16 protein-coding genes are annotated in these 22,424 nt (G+C 61.1%); 11 read left to right on the top strand and 5 right to left on the bottom strand.

Annotation, left to right across the window (positions count from 1 at the left end):
- The first annotated feature begins 66 nt into the window (after positions 1-66).
- The 8 genes from ACVIW0_RS24600 to ACVIW0_RS24565 all read left to right on the top strand — a co-directional run bounded on the left by ACVIW0_RS24600 (position 67) and on the right by ACVIW0_RS24565 (position 13,587).
- Complete coding sequence (locus ACVIW0_RS24600; RefSeq protein WP_461354693.1) at positions 67-1,125, top strand: calcium-binding protein; 1,059 nt, start codon at positions 67-69, stop codon at positions 1,123-1,125.
- Positions 1,126-2,035: 910 nt separating this feature from the next.
- Positions 2,036-3,307, top strand: a complete 1,272-nt coding sequence (locus ACVIW0_RS24595; protein WP_461354692.1) for a calcium-binding protein — start codon at positions 2,036-2,038, stop codon at positions 3,305-3,307.
- Positions 3,308-3,691: 384 nt separating this feature from the next.
- Positions 3,692-4,306, top strand: a complete 615-nt coding sequence (locus ACVIW0_RS24590; RefSeq protein ID WP_461357413.1) for a class I SAM-dependent methyltransferase — start codon at positions 3,692-3,694, stop codon at positions 4,304-4,306.
- A gap of 197 nt (positions 4,307-4,503) precedes the next feature.
- On the top strand, positions 4,504-6,738 hold the full coding sequence (locus ACVIW0_RS24585; RefSeq protein WP_461354691.1) for a peptidase domain-containing ABC transporter: 2,235 nt from the start codon (positions 4,504-4,506) through the stop codon (positions 6,736-6,738).
- Positions 6,728-8,074: an HlyD family type I secretion periplasmic adaptor subunit gene (locus ACVIW0_RS24580; protein WP_461354690.1), complete on the top strand. Its 1,347-nt coding sequence runs from the start codon at positions 6,728-6,730 to the stop codon at positions 8,072-8,074. The genes ACVIW0_RS24585 and ACVIW0_RS24580 overlap by 11 nt, the downstream gene beginning before the upstream one ends.
- Before the next feature lie 2 nt (positions 8,075-8,076).
- Entirely contained in the window at positions 8,077-10,107 is a 2,031-nt protein-coding gene (locus tag ACVIW0_RS24575) for a tetratricopeptide repeat protein (protein WP_461354689.1), read from the top strand.
- A gap of 333 nt (positions 10,108-10,440) precedes the next feature.
- On the top strand, positions 10,441-12,651 hold the full coding sequence (locus ACVIW0_RS24570; RefSeq protein WP_461354688.1) for a glycosyltransferase WbsX family protein: 2,211 nt from the start codon (positions 10,441-10,443) through the stop codon (positions 12,649-12,651).
- 12 nt (positions 12,652-12,663) lie between these two features.
- Positions 12,664-13,587 carry a glycosyltransferase family 2 protein gene (locus ACVIW0_RS24565; RefSeq protein WP_461354687.1) on the top strand — a complete coding sequence of 308 codons (924 nt, stop codon included), beginning with the start codon at positions 12,664-12,666 and terminating at the stop codon, positions 13,585-13,587.
- A 153-nt stretch (positions 13,588-13,740) separates the two neighbouring features.
- Here ACVIW0_RS24565 and ACVIW0_RS24560 read toward each other — a convergent pair whose 3' ends face one another.
- Entirely contained in the window at positions 13,741-14,913 is a 1,173-nt protein-coding gene (locus tag ACVIW0_RS24560) for a glycoside hydrolase family 71/99 protein (RefSeq protein ID WP_461354686.1), read from the bottom strand.
- 169 nt (positions 14,914-15,082) lie between these two features.
- On the opposite strand from ACVIW0_RS24560, the gene ACVIW0_RS24555 reads away from it, so the two are divergent.
- On the top strand, positions 15,083-16,051 hold the full coding sequence (locus tag ACVIW0_RS24555) for a glycosyltransferase family 2 protein (RefSeq protein ID WP_461354685.1): 969 nt from the start codon (positions 15,083-15,085) through the stop codon (positions 16,049-16,051).
- 115 nt (positions 16,052-16,166) lie between these two features.
- Here the strand turns inward: ACVIW0_RS24555 and ACVIW0_RS24550 are convergent, their stop codons facing one another.
- The 3 genes from ACVIW0_RS24550 to rfbA all read right to left on the bottom strand — a co-directional run bounded on the left by ACVIW0_RS24550 (position 16,167) and on the right by rfbA (position 18,922).
- A complete protein-coding gene (locus tag ACVIW0_RS24550; RefSeq protein ID WP_461354684.1) occupies positions 16,167-16,715 on the bottom strand; it encodes a hypothetical protein in 549 nt (182 codons plus the stop codon).
- A 238-nt stretch (positions 16,716-16,953) separates the two neighbouring features.
- Positions 16,954-18,021, bottom strand: a complete 1,068-nt coding sequence (gene rfbB, locus ACVIW0_RS24545) for a dTDP-glucose 4,6-dehydratase (protein ID WP_461354683.1) — start codon at positions 18,019-18,021, stop codon at positions 16,954-16,956.
- Positions 18,011-18,922, bottom strand: a complete 912-nt coding sequence (gene rfbA, locus ACVIW0_RS24540; RefSeq protein WP_456755739.1) for a glucose-1-phosphate thymidylyltransferase RfbA — start codon at positions 18,920-18,922, stop codon at positions 18,011-18,013. Before rfbA ends, rfbB begins: the two co-directional genes overlap by 11 nt.
- A 112-nt stretch (positions 18,923-19,034) precedes the next feature.
- Between rfbA and rfbC the strand changes: the two genes are divergently transcribed.
- Both rfbC and rfbD read left to right on the top strand, forming a co-directional pair.
- Positions 19,035-19,589 (top strand): dTDP-4-dehydrorhamnose 3,5-epimerase, encoded by a 555-nt coding sequence (rfbC, locus tag ACVIW0_RS24535; RefSeq protein ID WP_461354682.1) that lies wholly within the window; start codon positions 19,035-19,037, stop codon positions 19,587-19,589.
- Positions 19,589-20,500 (top strand): dTDP-4-dehydrorhamnose reductase, encoded by a 912-nt coding sequence (gene rfbD, locus ACVIW0_RS24530; protein ID WP_461354681.1) that lies wholly within the window; start codon positions 19,589-19,591, stop codon positions 20,498-20,500. Before rfbC ends, rfbD begins: the two co-directional genes overlap by 1 nt.
- Before the next feature lie 434 nt (positions 20,501-20,934).
- Here the strand turns inward: rfbD and ACVIW0_RS24525 are convergent, their stop codons facing one another.
- Positions 20,935-22,242, bottom strand: a complete 1,308-nt coding sequence (locus ACVIW0_RS24525; RefSeq protein WP_461354680.1) for a UDP-glucose dehydrogenase family protein — start codon at positions 22,240-22,242, stop codon at positions 20,935-20,937.
- Between the last annotated feature and the right edge of the window lie 182 nt (positions 22,243-22,424).

Raw genomic sequence — 22,424 nt, 5'->3', positions numbered from 1 at the left:
GTGAATCAGTAGCTTAACTATGGTCGAGCAGCTTGAAACCTCGTATTTCAAACAGGAGCTATATCGATGGCGACCCAGAATCTAAACCAAACCCAGCTCAAAGCAGCGATCCAGTCCACGATCGATACCGCGACCCAGCAACAGATTATTAACTATCTGGTCAACGCGGGGATCGGCTACACCAACCCGGACGACGGCGCGACGATTCCGGTGCAGCAGGGGGCATTGATTGCCGTCCCGGATCCGAGGGCCAATGTTCTCATCGAGACCAACCCCATTAACATTGTTGCCGCTGACGCCAACCTGAAGGCGATCATCGAGGCCACCAGCCAGAACGTGTTGCTGACGGTCACCGGCAGCACCCCGCTGCTGGTCGCAACCGGCAGCGGCAATGATGTGGTTACCATCGAGAACACCGGCGATGTGACGGTTTACACCGGCGGCGGCCGTGACACGATAATTGGCGGTACGGGCAACGACTCGCTCTATGGCGGTGCCGGCAACGACGAGATCCACTCGGGCTCCAATGCGTCGCACGGCTCCCTCGTGCAGGGCGGCGTGGGCAACGACACGATCTATGGTGGCGCGGGCGCCGATACGCTGTATGGCGGCGATGGCAACGACCTGCTGGTCGGCGGCACCGGAACTGTTGCGATATATGCTGATGCCGGTACCGACATCGTCTACTCCGGCAGCACTTTATCGCACGCGACGGCACTTTACGGCGGCTCGGGCAACGACTCGCTCTACGGCGGTGCCGGCAACGACACGCTGTATGGCGGCACTGGCAGTGATACGCTGGTCGCCGGATCGGGCACGCAGACCCTGATTGGCGGCAGCAACACCAACTCGTTTGTCGGCTCACTCCTCGGTACGGCATCGATGGTCGGCGGCTCCAGCCAGGATTCCTTCTACCTGCAAAACCTCTTAAGCAGCGACACCATCGACGGTGGCGCAGGCACGGACACCCTGACCTTCCGCGATCACGCCTCGACCGACGTGACCAGCATCACCACGAACAGGGACGGTTCTATGGACGTCAACTTCAGCAATGGCCAGGTGACCCATATCAACCACATCGAAACCCTGGTCTACGACATCGATGGTAAAACGACCCAACTGTAAGATCCCGGGCCTGAATCAAGCGAATCCGAACTAAGCGAAGGCGCCGCGTCACCATGGTTGAGGCGGCGCTTTTTTGCAGATGATGTTCAGAAATGTTGTCTGATGACCTCGCAGCGTCGCAGCTGCTGCAACCGTGAGTCATCGCGCCATCTTCACCAGCCTGAATACGCAGTACCATCACATGCCCAAGTGATGAGCGGAACTTTGTCGACCGATCCGCGTCGAATCCCCTTCATTACAAGTTCCACGCCTAGGGATGATCGCGGCCGTGGTCGATCGGACGTCCTCGGCCCGCCCGCGCCTCTGACAGCTCGCGGCAAATTTGTGTTAATTTGTTATAGTCGGCATCCGACATGGCACCGCGCCGACCCAAGTCGGTGAGGGAATCGCCTGGAAACCGCGGCCGATTCCACGATTTTCGCCCGGCCCGGAGCCGCAGCTTGCAACCAGAACGCGCGATAACGGTGGCCGATTTGCTGGCCGGTTGTGAAGTTTGACGCTTTTTTGGAAAAGCTGTCACGCCGTGCAGAAATATTTTTTCAGATCAGAAAATCGCGCCGAAAGCTGCGCAACGCCTGCGAAATTTCGCGCTCCGATGCGATCCGGGGACCCGATGAAACCCCGTATAATCACTACCCTTTTTTGCGCCGCGGCTAACATTCGTGAGTGGCTTGCGCTGAATGTTATTCCGTATGCAAATTCTCGCTAAGTCACACAAAAGTCTCGGGGAACCAGATGTTAATGGCGCATTGCTGATTGACACTGCGCTATTGCGGACTTAACAATGGACTTAACAAGTTCGTAACGTGTGTCCACATTTGGGTTGCGTCGCAACAAACCAGTTGTGAATCAACGGCTTAAATGCGGGCGAGCGGCTTGAATCCTCGTATCCCAAGCAGGGGCTACATCGATGGCGACTTACAATCTAGACCAAACCGACCTCAAAGCAGCGATCCACTCCACGATCGATCATGCGACCCAGCAACAGATTCTTGACTATCTGATCAACGCGGGGGTCGGATACACCAGCCCGGACGACGGCACGGAGATTCCGGTGCAGGTGGGTGCGGGGATTTCCAACCCGGATCCGGCGGCCAATGTTCTCATCGAGACCAATCCGATCAACACTGTAAACACTGATGCCAACCTGAAGGCGATCATTGAAAACACCAACAGTGACGTGACGCTGACGGTGAACGGCAGCACCCCGGTGCTGGTTGCGACCGGTCATGGCGACGATCAGGTATTCATCAACAATACCGGCGATACGACGGTTCTCACCGGCTCGGGCAACGACACGATCTTCGGTGGTGCGGGTCACGACTCGATCGACGCAGGCTCCGGCAACGACGTGCTGATCGACAACGTCTCCGGCCAAAGCACGCTGGATGGCGGCAAGGGTAATGATCTGCTGGTCGGCACCGGTGCCGACACCCTGAACGGTGGCGCCGGCAGCGACACGCTTTACGGCGGCAGTTCGTCGGAGCTGCATGGCGGTACCGGCAACGACGTGCTGGTGTCCGGTAGCACTGCCGGCAATTCCAGCACGCTGGATGGCGGCAAGGGCAACGATGCGCTGTACAGTGGTGCAGGCAACGATAGCTTGGTTGGCGGCGCCGGCAACGACTCGCTGTATGGCGGCTCGGGCGCCGATACGCTGTATGGTGGCACCGGCAACGATCTGCTAGTCGGCGGCACCGGCACTGTTGCCGAGTACGGCGGCAGCGGCAAGGATGTGCTCTACTCGGGCAGCGATGCGTCGCACGCGACCTCGCTGTTTGGCGGCGACGGCAACGACTCGCTCTACGGCGGTGCCGGCAACGACACGCTGTATGGCGGCTCCGGCAGCGATACGCTGGTCGCCGGTTCGGGCACGCAGACGCTGATCGGCGGCGACGGCAAGGACTCGTTCGTCGGCTCCGACACCGGTACGGCGTCGATGGTCGGCGGCTCTGGCCAGGACTACTTCTACCTGTCCAACCTCAACAGCAGCGATACCATCGACGGTGGCGCAGGCAGCAAGGACTCCCTGACCTTCCTCGATCACGCCTCGACCGACGTGACCGGCATCACCGCCGGCACGGATGGTTCTCTGGACGTCAACTTCAGCAATGGCCAGGTGACCCAGATCAGCAACATCGAGTACCTGATCTTCAACGATGGTCAGTCGACCAAGCTGTAAGATCCCTGGTCTGAACCAAGCGGATCTGCACTAAACGAAGGCGCCGCCTCAACCCTGGTTGAGGCGGCGCTTTTTTGCGATTGCAGGAGCAATGTCGTCTGATGACCTTGCAGTGTTGCAGCCTGCTCCAATTGTGAGTCATCGCGCCATCTTCTTCACCAGCCTGAATAGGCAGTAGGCCATCGCGTGCCAATGTGATGATCGGAACTTATCGACCGATCCGCGTCGAATCTCCCCGTCTCCATCACAAGTTCCACGTCTGGTATTTTCGCCAGCGGATGTTATAAGTTAGTCCGTCACATTCGGACCATGTAGCTTTTGTAAAGGCGTGCTCGCCTAACATCACGCGAACCCCGCGGAGCTCTCGAATTGGCCAAGAAGAAATTGCTGAATGCCGGCGCTGGATCGACGGTTACCAAGCGAATCCAGCCGCTCCTGGCAGCCCATGAATGGGAAGAGATTCGATTGGACGTCGATGGCGGCGTGAGCCCGGATGTCGTCGGGTCGATCACCGATCTCTCGCGGTTGTTCCCGCTGGCCTCGTTCGATGCCATCTGGTGCTCGCATGTCATGGAGCATCTCTATGCCCATGAGATTCATCCGACATTTGTCCAGTTCCGTGAAGTTCTCAAGCCGGACGGCTTCGCGCTGATCATGTCGCCCGATCTGGAGGCGGTGGCTCAGCACATGCTGACCCAAGGCCTCGGCGCGATCGCCTATGTCTCGCCGGCCGGTCCGATCCGGACACTGGATATGATCTACGGCCATTCCGGCGCGATCGAGCAGGGACGCCACCACATGGCGCACAAGACCGGCTTTTCGTGCGATCGGATGGGGAACCTGCTGCTCAGCGCCGGTTTTCCGACCGTTTCCGTCCGCAGCGGGAATTTCGAGGTTTGCGCGCTGGCGCTGATGCCGCAGGCCCGCGAGGAGCAGATCCGGCCGCAGCTCGAGGCCTGCGGCTTCGACTTCAGCGAGACGGTGAACGCAGTTGCGTAGTGGTCGATGTTGAACAATGTTATAAAGTTCCGTGGTTAAACCACCCGCGGCACCGTTCGAAACCGGCTTCCAGACCCGCCGCTTCACATATCTTTTTGAGGCTGCGTGCTGAAAATGCTGCGTTAGCGAACTAACAGTGATAAGTTATAATTCGCGCGAGCCCCGTGATCGTGCGCAGTGGAAACTTCGAGGCCTCCATGACCAAACACCTCTCGCTCGTCGGCGCACCTTCGGTGGAGGCACTGCCCCCCTCGGGCCTCGCCTGCCTCGTCATCGTGGCACGGCAGCACGGTTTGCATCTGACGCCGACCCAACTGATCCACGACAATCTCCTGGGCGAGCAGGAAGTCACGCTGGCCGAGCTTCTGAAGTGCGCGAATTCCTCGGGCATGACGGCCAAGGCCGTCACGCTGGACTGGCAGGGGCTGAGCCATCTCAAGCGGGCGCTGCCGGCGATTGTCCGGCTGCGCGATGGCAGCCATATGGTGCTGCTGCGGCTCGAGGGCGATGAAAACAGCGCCCGGGTGGTGTTGCAAGATCCGAACGCCAGCGAAGATGCGCTGCTCGTGATCGATCAACCGCGCTTCGAGGACATCTGGTCGGGCGATGTCGTCATGGCCAAGCGCGATTACGCGATCTCCGACGAGACCCAGCCGTTCAGCCTGGGCTTTGTCGCCGCCCTTGTGTTCCGCGAGCGGCGCATCCTGCGCGACGTCGCGATCGCGGCGCTGATCCTGGGCTTCCTCGGCCTGGCGCCGATCATGTTCTGGCGGCTGCTCTCGGACAAGGTGATCTACTACAAGGCCTTCAACACGTTCTACGTGCTGTGCGTCACGATGCTGGTGATCATCGCGTTCGAGGCCGCGTTCTCATTCCTGCGGCAGTACCTCGTGCAGCGCCTGACAGCACGTCTCGACGTCAAATTGTCGACCTATGTGTTCGAAAAAGTGCTTAATCTGCCGATTGATTACTTCGAACAGAACCCTGTCGGCCTGATTTCCCGGGACATTCGTGAAGTGTTCCGGATTCGCGGGTTCCTGACCGGGCAGCTGTTCGGGACCATTCTCGATTCGACGACGCTGATCTTCTTCCTGCCGGTCATGTTCTTCTTCAGTCCGATCATGACGCTGATCGTGCTTGCCTTTGCGGCGCTGATCGTCACCTGGCTTGTCCTGATGCTGCCGATCTACCGGAAAAGGTCGACGGCGGTTCTCGCGGCTGAAGGCGCACAGGGCGCGTTCCTGATCCAGAGTCTGAACGGAATGAGAACGATCAAGTCGCTGGCGCTCGATGCACGCCAGCGGCACATGTGGGATGTGCTGGTTGCGCGCGTCGCCAACGCGCGTCTTGCGGAAGGCATGAGCGGGATTGCGATCCAGACCGTGGTGCGTCCGCTGGAGCGGTTGGCGGTGAGCGCGCCCTATGCGCTCGGCGTCTACCTCGCCATCACGAGCGACGATCCGATGTACATCGGGGCGCTGTTTGCCTTTCTGATGCTGTCGCAGCGGGTCGCCGGACCGCTGATGCAGATGGCGCAACTCGTCAACCAGTATGACGAGGCGCGCACGGCTGTCGCAATCGTCGGCAAGCTGGTCAACCAGCCGCCAGAGGAGGGGCGCACCGGCCATGGCGTCAGGGTGCCGCTGAAGGGGCTGGTCGAGTTCTCCGGCGTCACGTTCAAGTACAAGGGCGCGGTATCGCCGGCGCTGAACAATGTCTCGTTCGAGATCCCACTCGGCACCACGCTCGGCGTGATGGGCAAGAGCGGCTCGGGCAAGACCACGATCACCCGGCTGTTGCAGCGGCTGCATTCCGACTATGGCGGGCTGATCAAGGTCGACGGGATCGATGTTCGCGAATACGATGTCGACCATCTCCGGCGCAATATTGGCGTCGTGCTGCAGGAGAACTTCCTGTTCAGCGGCACCATCCGCGAGAATATTTCGGCGGCAAAGCCGGATGCGACGTTCGACGACATCGTCAGGGCAGCGCGGCTGGCGGGCGCCGAAGAATTCATCGACAAGCTGCCGCGCGGCTACGAGACCTATATCTACGAGGGATCCACCAATCTCTCCGGCGGCCAGCGCCAGCGCCTCGCGATCGCGCGCGCGCTGATCGTCAATCCGCCGATCCTGATCCTGGACGAAGCGACCAGCGCGCTCGACGCCGAGAGCGAGACGATCGTCAATGCGAACATTTCGCGGATCGCGCATGGGCGTACGCTGATCATCATTTCGCACCGCCTGTCGTCGCTGACCAAGGCCGATGCGATCCTCGTGCTCAATCGCGGCGTGGTCAACGATATCGGGCGCCACGAGGAGCTTCTGGAACGAAACGATATCTACAGCTCGCTGTGGTACCAGCAGAATACGCACCTCGCGCCGACGGGGCGCAGCGACAAGAACTTCAGGAGTCCGACCCTTGTCTCCTAATCAAGCTTCGCTCGCGACCGTTCGCCAGTTCCAGTCCGAAACCGATGCTATCCGCGAAGCCGCCGAGCCGCAGCTGGCCCGCGCGACGCTGTTCGTGCTGTCAGCATTCCTGGTCGCGATTGTGCTGATCATGTGCCTGATGCGCGTCGACCGGGTGATCATGAGCGTAGGGGGCAGGATAGTTCCCGTCGATCAGATCAACGTGCTGCAGGCGTTGGACCCGTCGATCATCAAGACGATCGATGTTCGGGAGGGTCAGCAGGTCGAGACCGGGCAACTGCTTGCGACCCTCGACTCGACGTTCACCGTGGCTGACGTCACGCAGTACAAGCTGCAGATCGCGAGCCTCGACGCGCAGGTTGCGCGCGATGAGGCCGAATTGTCCGGAAAGCCGCTGTCGTACGCTCCATCCAGTGACCCGGATGTCACGCGGTACAACGCCCTGCAAAAGGCGCTCTACGACCAGCGCGTTGCCCAGTACAACGCGCAGGTGACCAGCTACGATTCCAAGATCAGCCAGACCGAAGCGACCATCGCGAAGGCGAAGAAGGACGACGAGCGGTATGGTCAGCGTGCCGAGATCGCCGGCAAGATCGAAGACATGCGCTCGACGCTCGCCGAGAGCGGTAGCGGGTCCAAGCTGAACCTTTATCTATCGCAGGATACCCGCCTGGAGCTGTTGCGTCAGATCGACAATACGCACAACACTCTGCTGGAAGCGCAACACCAGCTCGACTCGTTGAAGGCGGATCGCAAGGCGTTCATCGAGCAATGGAACGCGCAGCTGAGCCAAGATCTGGTCACCACGCGCAACAGCCTGGACACCGCCCGCGCAGCCTATGACAAGGCCGTCAAGCATCAGGATCTCGTCCGTTGGACGGCCGCGGAGCCCTCGGTCGTCCTGACCCTGGCCAAGCTCTCGGTCGGGTCCGTGCTGAAGCCGGGCGATCCCTTCATCACGCTGATGCCGCTCAAGACGCGGCTCGAGGCTGAGATCCGGATCCTGTCGCGTGATATCGGCTTCGTCCGGCCGAACGATCCCTGCACGATGAAGATCGATGCCTTCAACGCCGCGGAGCACGGTACGGCGCGAGGCAAGATTCGCTGGATCAGCGAAGGCGCCTTCACGACCGATGATGACGGAAAGCCCGTCGATGCCTACTACAAGGCGCGCTGCTCGGTCGACCAAACCAACTTCAAGGATGTTCCGGCGAACTTCCGCCTCATCCCCGGCATGACGCTGCAGGGCGATGTCAATGTCGGGACCCGCTCGGTCGCGATGTATCTGCTCGGTGGCATGCTGCGCGGCATGAATGAGTCCATGCGCGAGCCATGACAGTGTCGGCACGATCCCTGATTGGCTTGCTCCGGCCCCGTGCGCCCCGTTCAAACTCAACACAGTTTGAACGGGGGCTGGAGGCGTACGAGAACCGGCAATATCTCGAGGCGCTGCGCCTTTGGCGGCTCGCCTCGCAAGCGGGCAACCCGGAGGCGGATTACCGGATCGGGTTGCTCTATGCGCGGAACGAGGGCGTCATCGGCAACCTTCCGGACGCGGTTGCGTGGTACGAGCGCGCCGCCGTTAAAGGACATACCGAAGCGCAATTCCAGCTTGGCTTGATCTACCTCAACGGCGTCAAGCCGACGGTCGGACCGAACCGGCCTGAGATGTGGCGGCAATCTACCGCGCAGCGTCTCGGCGACAAGGCGGCCAATCTCCACGATCTGGTCTTCCCGAACGGAATCGGCGTGCTCAAGGACGTCGACGCCGCTTTCCTCTGGATGTCGGCGGCGGCTGAGGCCGGCAAGGCGGAGGCGCAGGCGATCCTGGGCGACATGTACGCCAGTGGGGCGGGCTGCACCAAGGATCACGCAGCCGCGTTGCGCTGGTATGAGGCCGCGGCCGAGCAGAAGGCGGCGTCCGGCGAATTCGCGCTCGGCGATGTGCATTATCAGGGCCGCGGCGTTCCTGTCGATTTCGAGCAGGCGGCGATCTGGTATCACAAGGCTGCGGAGCAGGGACACGTCCGCGCGCAGGTGGCACTCGCGTTCATGTGCCTCAAGGGGACCGGGCTCCCGGAGAATGCCGAGGAAGCCGCGCGGCTGTTCCAGAGCGCCGCCGCCCATGACGATACGATCGCGCTCTACAACATCGCGCTGTTGCGGCTCGCCGGCAAAGGCGTTGCCAAGGATGTCGACAAGGCCGAAACCGCGTTGCGCAAGGCGGCGCGGAAAGACTATCTGCCGGCGATCCAGGCCCTGGCCGAGTTCTATGCGCTCGGCACCTCTGCCGAGCCGGATCTGCGCGAGGCGGCCTATTGGTACGAAAAGGCGGCCGAGCGCGGCGATGTGCAGGCGCAGTTCTTCACCGGGCGTTTCTATGCCACCGGCACCGGTGTGCCGCCCAGCGTCCGCCAGGCGGCGAAGTGGTTCGAGCGCGCGGCCGAGAGCGGCCACGCCACGGCGGCCCACAACATTGCGGTGTTCTATCTCAACGGCAATGGCGTGACGCGTGACGTCGCGACCGCGATCAAGTGGTTCGAGCGCGCGTCCGAGGGCGGCATCAGCGCCGCGGCGGTGCAGCTTGGCCGGCTCTACTCGGCGGGCAACGGCGTGCCGCGCGACCGGGTGCGCGCAGCGGAATGGCTGAGCAAGGCGGCCGATGGCGGCGACGCTGATGCCAAAATGGCCTATGCCATGTTCCTGATCCAGGAAGAGCCGTCCGACGCGCGTCTTGCAGAAGCACGCACGCTGCTGACCGACGCGGCCGAGCGTGGTCATCCTGCTGCGGCATTCCAACTCGGCGGGCTGCACATGGGACGATCCGGCGGCACCGTCGATCTGTCGGCCGCGGCGCAATGGTTCAAGCGTGCGGCAACCGCCGGTCATGTCGAGGCCCAGCACACGCTGGCGCTGCTGTATTCCGATCCCAAGAGCGGCCTCAAGGATCCGCAGGCCGCCGCCAACTGGATCGTCAAGGCCGCCGACGGCGGCAACGCGGCGGCGCAGTTCAAGCTTGCCGTTATGTATTGTACCGGGCAGGGCGTCGAGCAGGACCTCGCCCAGGGCGTGAAGTGGTACGAGGCCGCAGCGCGCCAGGGCCACACCACAGCGCAATACAACCTGGCCGTGATGCTCGGACGCGGACAGGGGTGCGACGCCGATCCGGCAAAGGCGGCCGAGTGGTTCGAAGCAGCGGCAAAGCAGGGCATGGTCGAAGCCCAGCTCGCGATCGGCGATGCACTGCGCGCCGGCAACGGTGTCGCGCAGGACAGCGATCAGGCGCTGCACTGGTATCGACAGGCGGCGCAGCAGAACAACGAAGGCGCGCAACGTCGTCTGCAGGCGATGGGCGAGAACGTCGGCTGAGATTGTTGGATGCGGACATCTCGTCGCACGCGAGCAGGGACAGAGATGGTGATCGGCTTTGTTTTTGAGCGCGAAGGCACGGAAGCGGGCACGTCCGCGTGACAATCTAGGCAGAACTAACAATGGCTTTCATATCGACGATAGCGAGATTGCGCTAATGTGGCATTCGCCGAACAAATGCTCGTGTGACCTCAGGTTGTGTGAAGATGATCGGTAAGCACCGCGAGGTCACGAGCGACGGCGTGTCAGGCAACATTGTCCCGGGATCGACTTCCGCGTGACCGGGAAAGAAACTGGAGCCGACGTTAAGCGTTGGCAGGAGATTGAGTAACAATGAACAAGATGGTCGAACGGAGCGTCAGGGATACGAAGGATATGTTGCCCGTTGCCAGTCCGGTTCAGCAGGACGACGTCTCGCAGAGCTTCTTCCTGGATCCCGATGTGGGCGATCTCCAGGCCGGGCAGAGGCTGCGTGGCGCGATCCTCGAATATTCGGGGCGAGGGATCTCCGGCTGGATTGTCGATGCCCAGTCGCCCGCTTCAACCGTCTCGCTCGCGCTTTTCGTCGGCTCCCACTGTGTCGAAGAGGGACGAACCGGTCGGCCCGTCCGGGCCAGCATCGGCCCGCAGAGTGCGATCGGCCGTCCCGGTTTTCGTATCGATCTATCCAAGCCGGGCGTGCGCCGCCGCTTGGCGCGCGCGCTGAGAAATACGCTCGTCGAACGCGACCATGTGCAGATCTATCTTCGCATCAGCCTGAACGATGGCGAATACTACGAATTGCCGCTGTTCGAGAAACTGGCGTCGAGCAGCGAGGTGATCCTCGCGCTCGGCTTCTCGACCGACGACTACGACGATCTGCTGTTTCCGAACAGCGACAACAAGATAGTTTCCGGATCGCTCGACGCCTCCAAGAAGGAGGTGCGCTTCGTCTGCTTCTACCTGCCGCAATTCCACTCATTCGCGGAGAACGATCGATGGTGGGGGCCTGGCTTCACTGAATGGACCAACGTCTCCCAGATGCGTCCGCAGTTTCCGACCCACCAATCTCCGTGGTTGCCCGCCGATCTCGGGTTCTACGACATGAGATTGATCGAGACCCGCCGGCAGCAGGCAGAGTTGGCTCGCCGTTACGGCGTTCATGGCTTTTGCTACTATGCGTATTGGTTTCAGGGACGAAGGCTTTTGGAGCAGCCGCTCAAGCTTCTGCTGGAGGATGGCGAGCCAAACCTGCCGTTCTGCATCTGCTGGGCGAACGAAAACTGGTCGCGCCGATGGGACGGTTCCGACACCGAGCTTCTTCTCGGCCAGAATCACGCTCTTGAAGATGATGTTCGCTTCATTGATGACATGGCGGACATCCTTCTCGATGATCGCTACATCACCGTCGACGGTCGAAAGATACTGCTGATCTACCGTCCCTCGCTGATCCCGGACAAGGAGCGCTTGTTCCAGACCTGGAGGCTCCGTGCGAAAGAACTCGGCATCGGAGAGCTGCTGATCTGCAATGCCATGACCTTCGGCGAGTTCGATCCACGGGAATTCCATTGTGATGCCGCAGTGGAATTCCCGCCTCATACCGTGTCAGCCAGGGAGCTGAGCCGCGCGGAGGTCGAGGTGCCGTCGGACTTCAGCGGAAAGCTCTATGACTATCTTGAAGCCATGCGCTCGACGCTCGGCAAGGTCTACGACTTTCCGTTCTTTCCGTCGGTCATGCCGCGCTGGGACAACACGCCGCGCAAAGGCTCACGCGGGCATGTGTTCGTGAGATCGAGTCCCGAGGCGTTCGAAGTCTGGCTTCGCGAGGCGGCGGAGCGGGCTCGTCGAAGCTCTGTCGGAGAGCCGATCGTATTCATCAATTCGTGGAACGAATGGGCCGAGGGAGCTCACCTGGAGCCGGACTCCCGCTACGGCCGTGCTTATCTCGATGTCGTGAGGCGGGTGTCCGCCGGCGATTCGATCTCGGCGGAGCTGCGCTCAAACCCCGCTCTGCTGGACTGCCTGAGCCGGTCGGAGCTCGAGCAGGCGATCAAGGGAGCGGCAGTTCATGTCGAGGTGCTTGCCAATCTGCAGCGCAACGAAGGCGCCTTGACGGGATTCCAGAACCTTCGCGAGGGCTTGCCGGTTGAAATGGAGGGAGCCGTCGCGAGCCCTGACGGTTCCTTGTTTGTGATTGAGAGCATCAATTCGCAAACCGAGGAGCGCGTGGTGGTAGACCCGCGCTACCGAGTGCTGATCCGCGGTTGGGTTTTTGCCAAGGATGGCTTCGAACCGCTCAGAAATCGCATCGCATTTCTGGTGCTGTCTCCGGAAGGAGAAACCAATGCAGGCAAGAGCGGCTACTGCCTGGTGGTCGATTGGCACGAGCGAATGGACGTGACGGAGTATATGAAGGCGACTGCCCGCGAGTGCTGTTTCGGCTTCGAGGTGGGTTTTCTGCTCAAGGGATTGCCGGATGGGCAGTACAGGCTTTCGATTCTCGAGGTCGGCGAAGGAGAAAACCTGATCGTTGGATCAAGCCATTCTCTGATCGTTCGGCATTGAGTTGAGGATCCGATGTTAGCCAGCGTGGTGATTGCCTGCTACAAGCACGAGGCCTATCTCGAGCACTGCCTCGAGACGGTTTTCGATCAGACACATCCTGAACTCGAGCTGATCATCGTCGACGACAACTCGCCGGACAACAGTTTCCAGTTGGCCGAGAGGCTCCTGAAACGGAAGTCCTTCGCCAAGCGCTTCGCGTCGTGCAAGCTGCTGAAGAATCCCGTGAACATGGGAGCCCATTTCGCCTGGAATCGTGCGCTGTCTCTGGCAACGGGCGACATGCTGTTCCTGCTTAACTCGGACGATGCCTTTTCGAAGGAGCGGGTCGAGGCCTTTGTCGGTCGCCATGGCGCCGAAAAGCTGTTCTTCGGGTTCTCTGCGATTGAACCGATCGACGAGAACGGGAAATCGATCAAGAGCTATCAGTTTCCAGCGCGCCTCAGATACGCAACGAGTCAGGCTGCGGGGACCGATCGGCCGCTGTCCTGGTCTTTCCTGGAGTCGCAGATCGCGGCTTCAACGGGAAATTTTGTGTTGAGCGCGGAACTGTTGAGGCGGACCGGGTGGTTTGCAGATCTAAAATACTGTCACGATTGGGAGTTCGCGCTGCGAGCGATCACGATCGTTGAACCAAAATATATCGAATCCGATCAATACATGTATCGGTTGCACGCATCCAACAGTTTTCGCGGGCTAAGTTCGGTGGCCGAGAGCGAGACCAGGGCTTGCATGCAGACCTATTCGCTGCGCGCGATGGTCTCCAGACCGTCCAACCGGACTTGTCTCAGCCCCCTGAACATGGGGGACGCTTTCTATCGGCTGATCAAGAACTACCCGAACTTCAATTATTGGATGCGGCAACTCTACGCGCCCTATATGGCCGAGCACAGGACGGTCGAGAAGAACCAGTGGACCGTTCCGGCTGAATGGCGCTAGCGACATGCGGTGGACGCTGGATCGCAGGCTAAAGAAGCCTATGCGCGTCCACACCTTGTATCGTCCGTCAAACCTGTTCCGTTCCGATCAAATCGTAACGGAGGTGTCAGACTCGCGCGTCTTGTGCGGGCGATCTGCCGTTCATTCGACCGCCTAGCAAAGGTTCGGCTTTCCCTTGGCTTGATCGCTAAGATCCTTCAGGACCTTGCGCAAGGCCTCCAGGCGCTCGGTCTTGCACGGCAGGGTAGGGACCAACCAGCCACCTTCGTCGTTTTCATTCCAGGCATAGATCAGGATCGCAGGAGATTTCAGCTCAGCCGGCTGGGCAGACCTCCAGTCGATCGCGCGACGCAGATGATCCGACAGCTCTTGCCCGGTCGGCGCAATGAAGAAGTTCTCCATGCCCACGCCGGGGCGCTGCTTGGCCTCCCACGGTACCGGGCGTTCGATGCGCGGGCGGCGGTCCCAGCCGGTCATCACGGTGGGGATGACGGGCAGCCGGCTCTTGGCCAGTTCATTCCAATCCCGCTCCGCGCCGCGCGCAAGGTCGGCATAAGAACCACGGACGGGACCGTAAACTCCGGCATAGGAGCTGACCGCGTCGGCAGTTAGAAAAGCGCCCTGTTCATAGAGCAGCTTCTTGTCACCGGTGAGCACCAGGTACGGATCGCCGTGACCTGCGTCCTTTACGCGGGTTCGGAATTGCTCGATCTGGGACCGGAGGTTCTCGACCCCGCCCCACCGCTTCTCAACGTCGGCAACGTGGATGAAGCCGAGAAAATACAGCGGCCTGCCACCCGCTACTCTCAGGTAATTGTCATCGCCCATGAGCTTGACGTGTTCATCAAGCAGCGGACTTTGCTGGTCGCGGGAGCCAAATCGAGGGAACTCCGTAAAAATGCAGTACGAAATCTGCTTCTTGATAGGGCTTTCCCTAAACACCTTGAGAGCTCGCGACATCGGGTCGCCCGGGCCGTAGGCGACAAAGGCCCAGTAGTCGATGCCCGCGAAGACGGCCTGCTTGATCTCCTTGTCGATCGTCTCCTGCGTGATCTCCGGGAAGGCGACCTCGGCGCGGTTCGTTCCAGTGGTTTCTTTCGCGAAGAACGGAACTCGCCAATGATACTGCTGGGGTGAGAGCGATGTTTCGACCGCTTTGGTGGGCGTTGAGCCAGGGGCATACCACGCGTCCCACCTGAGCGCGCCCACGAGGGGCCGACCGGTGGGGGAGGCCACTTGCTTGGCTGCCAGGCCACGCCCAAAGCCGTAACTAAGGCCGGCGGCCGAGCCCAGGGCGAAAAACAATCGTCGTGTTAGCATTGTCATGCACCCGTCGTTGTTTTCGTTTTCCCAAACATCCTGTTGATTCTCCTCAAAAACACCCTAATGATCGACAGATGATAAGGCTAATGTTAGGCCAAACTTTTTCGGCGCGATGAACCTAGATCGGCTAGAACCGATCAATGTTGATTGCAACGCACAGGGACCGCGTTTGATGCAGATGGTTGCATGGGAAAATGAATCGACTGCGATTTGTGATCGTATCCGCAGCACCCGTGGAACGCTCAAGATTGTCCTTAAGACAAAGGATGACCCGTTTTTCCTTGCGGATTGGGTCGCTCATCACAAGCAGATTGTCGGCAGCTCGAACCTGATCATTTTTGACAATGGATCTTCCGACAGCAAGGTCCTGTCTGCGTACAAGGAGCTGGGGCCGGACGTGTTGCTCGCGAGCTTCGGCGGGTTTCACAACAATCTGCACAATCCAAAGAACTTCGAGACGCTTTACGCCAGCCTGTCGGCGTCTTCCGATTTCTATTGCTTCCTGGATACCGACGAGTTTCTGGCGTTCTATGACGGCGAACGCTTCACGAGCGACGCGTCGATATTGCGTCATTTGAACGACAAGGAAGGCGGCGCGTTCATTCCGTCGACCTGGCTGTACAACGCGCCTTCCTATCGCGACAGGATGCTATGCGGCGCCGATTTGAGCACGCTGCGGAATGGCCTCACCTGGGGCAAGCCTTTGATCCGTTCAGCGGCTTCGCCACTGTCGGGAGAGGTGAACCACAATTGCCAAATCGCAAAGGGAAAGAAGCCGCCCACGCCGTTGTTTGGATTCTTCCTGCTGCATATGGCAACGCTGTCTCCAGCGCAGAGGGTCCGTGCCAATCTCAACAAGCTGATTGCTCGCGGGTTCATGGAGCGTGGGGATTCGGTCGAAAAGGTCTTGGAACGGGATCTGTCGCGAGCCACCGAAAACGAGAAGCTGTACGTAACCGAGATCAAGCGGATGCTTTCTCTTCGGGAAGACCCCGGTTCCGAACAGGCTCCGCTGGCGGCCGGATCGATGCGCATTGACCGGTCGGGCAAAGTTGAATTTGCCTCGCCCGCCGAGCAGCGCGTGTTTGCCGAATTCGCCGCTTCCTTTGGCGCTCTCTGCGACCAAACGCTGCCGTCTTGAGGTTGGATCGGCCTGTCTTGTCTGCCTGCCTTGCCAGGGCATTGCCGCCTTCGATGCTCGGACGGCAAGCCTTGGTGCGACGTCGCCTTCGACGTGGATCGCGCGAGCTCAAGCCCTAGGCAGGCTCTGCCGAGAACGACTGCAGGATGGCTTCCGCAGCTTCTCGTTTCGCAAGCGGCATGAAAAACGACATATCGCCGGCCGTCGCGATCTCGCGCGCTATTTCTCTAACGCAGTGATAGCCGGGGCGAGAGCTGAAGTCGTGCATGCCGATGATCGCAGTTGGACTGCAGTGCAGGACGATCTGCGCAAAGCACGCGACCCTGAAACGACCGTCGACGAGATACAGGTCGGCATTGGCGCTCTCTGGCGTGTTCCAGATGGTCGTGTGATAGTCCGGCCAGCGCGGCTTCGTCGACGGGTCGATCGGAAAGCCCCAATCGCCGGTTCGTCCGATGTCGATGAAAGTCAGATGAGGCTTGGTGCGGCTCGAGGCGCAGGCACGATCGACTTGATCCAGCCAGTCCTGCGAGGAATCGACCGACAGAACAGAATTCTTGACGTGTTTCGACGCAATGACCGTACTGCCGCCTGTTCCAAACTCGACGTAGTCACGGCTGTTCTTCACGAATGATAAGAAGAGATCCGCTTCTTCCTTCGACATTCTTGGCAACAATTGACGTCTCCTCCGTGTTCGCAGTCCGAGAGTGACTTGTCGTCATCCGAGGCGCAGGACGCGTCTGATGCCAGCACGTTTTCGCGCATCCGGATCAGCGTCTCGGCTCACTTCCCAGGCTTGCAAATGAATCCTTGCGCTGGAGATCTCCCGGCCGATCGATCGCCGCAGTCCCCATTGCATCCCCCGATCGCCGGTCGCGCCGGCGATCGGGGAGAGCGGCGGACTACTGGTTCAGCCCGACGCGCTCCACCTTGTAGCCGCGCTCCAGGATCGCGCGCCACCAGGGTTGCTCGTCGACGTACCAGCGCACGGTCTTGGCGATGCCGGTCTCGAAGTTCTCCTCGGCGCGCCAGCCGAGCTCGGTTTCGAGCTTGGTGGCGTCGATGGCGTAGCGGCGGTCGTGGCCGGGACGATCGGCAACGAAGGTGATCAGCTGCCGCCGCGAACCTGAAGCCGACGGCGCGACCTCGTCGAGCAGGTCGCAAATGCTTTCCACGACGTGCAGATTGGTGCGCTCGTTGCGGCCGCCGACATTGTAGGTCTCGCCGACCCTGCCGTGCTCCAGCACCAGGGTCAGCGCCTTGGCGTGGTCCTCGACGAACAGCCAGTCGCGGATGTTCTGGCCGTCGCCATAGACCGGCAGCGGCTCGCCGGCGAGCCCCTTGATGATCATGTGCGGGATCAGCTTTTCCGGGAAGTGATAGGGGCCGTAATTGTTCGAGCAGTTGGTCACCAGGGTCGGCAGCTCGTAGGTCTCGCGCCAGGCTCGCACCAGATGATCCGACGAGGCCTTGCTGGCCGAATAGGGCGAGTTCGGCGCATAGGCCGTGGTCTCGGTGAACAGCCCCTCATCGCCGAGCGTGCCGAACACCTCGTCGGTCGAGATGTGCAGGAAGCGGAACTGGTCGCGCTTCTCGGGCGAAAGCGTGCGCCAGTGGCGCAGCGTCTCCTGCAGGATCGTGAAGGTGCCGACGATGTTGGTCTGGATGAATTCGCCGGGGCCGTCGATCGAGCGGTCGACATGGCTTTCCGCGGCGAGATTCATCACCGCATCGGGCTGATATTTCTCGAACAGCCGGCGCAGGCTCTGCGCCTCGCAGATGCAGGCCTTCTCGAAGCTGTAGTTCAGGCTTTCGGTGGCGCGGGGCAGCGAGTCCAGATTGGCCGCGTAGGTCAGCTTGTCGATGTTGACGACCCGGGCATGGGTATCGCGCAGCAAATGGCGGACGACGGCGGAGCCGATGAAGCCGGCGCCGCCGGTGACGAAGATCGTCGATCCCTTAAACCGCATGTTTGAATACCTCGGCGGTGCGGGGTTGGCCCTGGAACGAGCGGTAGACCGACAGCAGATACTCGCCGTAGCTGCTCTTGGCGGTCTTCTGCGCCACCTTCGCGAAGGCTTCCAGCGAGATGTAGCCCTGGCGCAGCGCGATCTCCTCGGGGCAGGCGATGCGCAGCCCCTGGCGCTGCTCCAGGATCTGGACGAAATGGCTGGCCTCGACCAGCGAGGAGTGGGTGCCGGTGTCGAGCCAGGCAAAGCCGCGGCCGAGCACCTCGACATAGAGGTCGCCGCGCTCGAGATAGGCCTTATTCACGTCGGTGATCTCGATCTCGCCGCGCGGCGACGGCTTGATGCCGGCCGCGATGTCGACCACGTCATTGTCGTAGAAGTAGAGGCCGGTGACGGCGACGTTGGACTTCGGCCGCTTCGGCTTCTCCTCGATCGAGAGCGCCAGGCCGGTGTCGTCCAGCTCCACCACGCCATATTGCTCCGGCGCGTTGACAACGTAGCCGAACACGGTGGCGCCCTTCTTGCGGACCGAGGCGGCCGACAGCATGCTGGGCAGGCCGTGGCCGTAGAAAATGTTATCGCCCAACACAAGGGCGACGGAGTCGTCGCCGATGAAGTCGCGGCCGACGATGAAGGCGTCGGCGAGACCGCGCGGGGTCTCCTGCGTAGCATAGGAGAACCTGATGCCGATCTCGTGGCCGTCGCCGAGCAGCCGCTGGAACAGCGGCTTGTCTTGCGGCGTCGAAATGATCAAAATGTCGCGAATTCCGCCCAGCATCAGCGTCGACAGCGGATAGTAAATCATCGGCTTGTCGAACACTGGCAGCAGCTGCTTGGAGACGACAGTGGTCACGGGGTAGAGGCGCGAGCCGGTTCCACCGGCGAGGATAATGCCCTTCATGGTCCCTCACAGTTTGACTATCAAAACATAACAGATAGCGTGCGCCGCACAAGTTTGTTATGAGTATCAAATTAACATTTGTGGGCCTGCTCAAAACTGGAACCTGCGTTACATGAACGTCATCAAGACCGAGCTCCCAGAAGTCCTGATCGTCGAGCCGAAGCTGTTCGGCGACCAGCGCGGCTTCTTCCTCGAGACCTACCAGTTTCCCCGTTACGTCGAACACGGCATCACGCGCCCCTTCGTGCAGGACAACATGTCCCGCTCGGCCTATGGCGTGCTGCGCGGGCTGCATCTGCAAAACCCGCTCACCCAGGGCAAACTCGTGACCGTGCTGCGCGGCAAGGTGCTCGACGTCGCGGTCGACGTGCGCGTCGGCAGCCCGAATTTCGGCAAGCATGTCGCGGTGGAGCTGAGCGAGGACAACCGCCGGCAATTATGGGTGCCGCGCGGCTTCGCCCACGGCTTCGTGGTGCTCTCGGAAACCGCCGACTTCTTCTACAAATGCGACGATTTCTACAGCCCCAAGGACGAGCTCTCGATCCGGTGGAATGATCCCGCGATCGGGATCAAATGGGGCGTCGACAAGCCACAGCTGTCGGCCAAGGATGCGGACGCGCCGCTCCTGGCCGATGCCCGCAACCTTCCGACCTACGGACAAATCTGATGCGGATCTTGTTGACGGGAACACGCGGGCAGGTGGGCAGTGCGCTGAAGCCGCTGCTGGAAGGTCACGGCACAGTCATTGCGCCGCCGACCGCGGAGTTCGATCTGTCGAAACCGGATCAATTGACGGGCCAGCTTGAAAACCTGAAGCCCGATCTCATCATCAATCCGGCGGCCTATACGGCAGTCGATCGTGCCGAGGACGAGCGCGAGCAGGCGTTTTTGATCAACGCCAGGGGGCCCGAGACGCTCGCGAGATGGGCCGCGGCGAACCATGTGCCGCTGGTGCATTTCTCCACCGACTATGTCTTCAACGGTTCGGGTGACAGACCGTGGCGCGAGGATAGTCCGACCGAGCCGTTGTCGGTCTACGGCGCCAGCAAGCTGGCCGGCGATGTCGCGGTGCAGGCGGCGGGCGGAGCGCATCTGATCGTGCGCACGTCGTGGGTCTATGCCGCAAAGGGCACCAACTTCCTGCGCACGATCGCGCGGCTCGCCGGCGAGCGCAAGGAGCTGCGGATCGTGGCCGATCAGATCGGGGCGCCGACCTCGGCGCAGGCGATCGCCAGCGCGGTGGCGGGCATCGTTCTGCCGAACCTCACTACGTTGCACGACCAGCTCGCGCGTAGGGGCGGTGTCGTCAATCTGGTTTGCGCCGGCGAAACCAGCTGGCACGGCTTTGCCAGCGCCATCGTCGGCGGGTTGAGGTCGCGTGGCGTCACGCTGGCCGTCGAGACCATCGCGCCGATCGCAACGGCGGATTTTCCGACCAAGGCGGTGCGTCCGGGCAATTCGCGGCTGGATCTGACCCGGCTGAAGGCGCAGTTCGGCGTGGCGATGCCGACCTGGCAGGAAGCGCTCGCGCACGAGCTCGACGCCTATGTCCAACTCGGCGCGCCCGCACATGCCTGAGGCGCCCTGATATTGGGTGAGCTGGAACGGCGTCAAAAGTTCACCTCTCCCTTGGGAGAGGTCGATTTGCGCAGCAGATCGGGTGAGGGGTTGCGGTCTATCGAGAGAGCTAGAGCCCTCACCCGGATTGCTCTGGACGATGCTTCGCATCGCCAGGCGCAATCCGACCTCTCCCCGCCCGAAGTCGGATTTATCCGACTTCGGCAAACAGAAAGAGCGCAACTCGGGTGGACCCGAGTTGCGCGGGAGAGGTGAACCAAGACCGTGCCAAGCCGATTCAACCAAAACTCATCCCGCTTGAGAACATCTTCGCGCGCAGAGAGCCGGTTCGCGTCGAAGGATGCGCATCAAAAACAAGCCCGGTTCTGATCTGATCGGAACCGGGGCTTCGGGATTGCATTGAGTGGCGGCGATCGCCGGTCAGGTGCGGCCGCTCAGCGCGGCCGGCCGATGCTGTCGTAGGTGAAGCCGTGCGCCGCCATCTCGTCCGGACGGTAGATGTTGCGCAGGTCGACCACGACCGGATGCTTCATCTCCTGCTTGATGCGCTTGAGGTCGAGCGCGCGGAACTGGCGCCATTCGGTCACGATGACCAGCGCATCCGCCTGACGCGCGCACTCATAGGCATCCTTGCAGTACTCGATCTCGGGCAATTCCTTGCGCGCCTGCTCCATGCCGATCGGATCGTAGGCCCGAACCTTTGCGCCGAAATCGATCAGGCCGTTGATCAGCGGGATCGAGGGAGCCTCGCGCATGTCGTCGGTATCGGGCTTGAAGGTCAGGCCGAGCACGCCGATCGTCTTGCCTCGCAGCTCGCCGCCCATCACGTTGGCGACCTTGCGCGCCATCGCGCGCTTGCGGTTGTCGTTCGCGGTCAGCGTGGCTTCGACGATTTTCAGCTGGACGTCGTGGTCGAGCGCCGTCTTGAACAGCGCGCGGGTGTCCTTCGGGAAGCACGAGCCGCCATAACCTGCGCCGGCATGCAGGAACTTGGTGCCGATCCGGTTGTCGAGCCCGATGCCGCGCGCGACCTCCTGCACGTTCGCCCCGACCCGCTCGGAGAGATCGGCTATCTCGTTGATGAAGGTGATCTTGGTGGCAAGGAACGCATTTGCGGCGTATTTGATCAATTCAGCCGTGCGCCGTGCGGTATAGAGGATCGGCGCCTGGTTCAAATAGAGCGGGCGATAGACTTCGCCCATCACCCGCTTGGCCCGATCGTCCTCGGTGCCGACGACGATCCGGTCGGGATGGCGGAAATCCTGGATTGCGGCGCCTTCGCGCAGGAACTCGGGGTTCGAAGCAACGGCGAAATCCGCCTCGGGATTGGTCTCGCGGATCAGGCGCTCGACCTCGTCGCCGGTGCCGACCGGCACGGTCGACTTCGTCACCACCACGGTGAATTTCTTGAGTGCTGCGCCGATCTCCTTGGCGGCAGCATAGACATAGCTCAGATCGGCATGGCCATCGCCGCGGCGCGAGGGCGTTCCGACCGCGATAAACACGGCATCAGCGTCGGCGACGGCGCCGGTGAGCTCCGTCGTGAAGCTCAGCCGTCCGGCGGCGGCGTTGGTTTCGACGAGCTTGTCGAGGTCCGTTTCGTAGATCGGGATCTTGCCGCGCTTGAGGGCTTCGATCTTACCGGCGTCCTTGTCGACGCACACGACCTGATGGCCGAAATCGGCAAAACACGCTCCGGACACGAGACCTACATATCCCGTTCCAACCATTGCAATCTTCATGAATCCGCTCGTCGATCAGTGTGGAGAGGAGGAGTTAGCACTAGCACAATTGGCACCGACAACGCCAAGTTTTATAACGTATAGTTTGTGTTGGAGCTCGGCGGCTTTTTGTGCAAACGGTGATCGCCTCGGTGCAGGTGAGTGCTCGCTAGTCACCTTGGGCGCGCCATGGACACATTCTC

This window comes from Bradyrhizobium sp. USDA 4454 (genome assembly GCF_054822705.1).
This window is presented reverse-complemented; position numbering and strand designations above follow the sequence as displayed.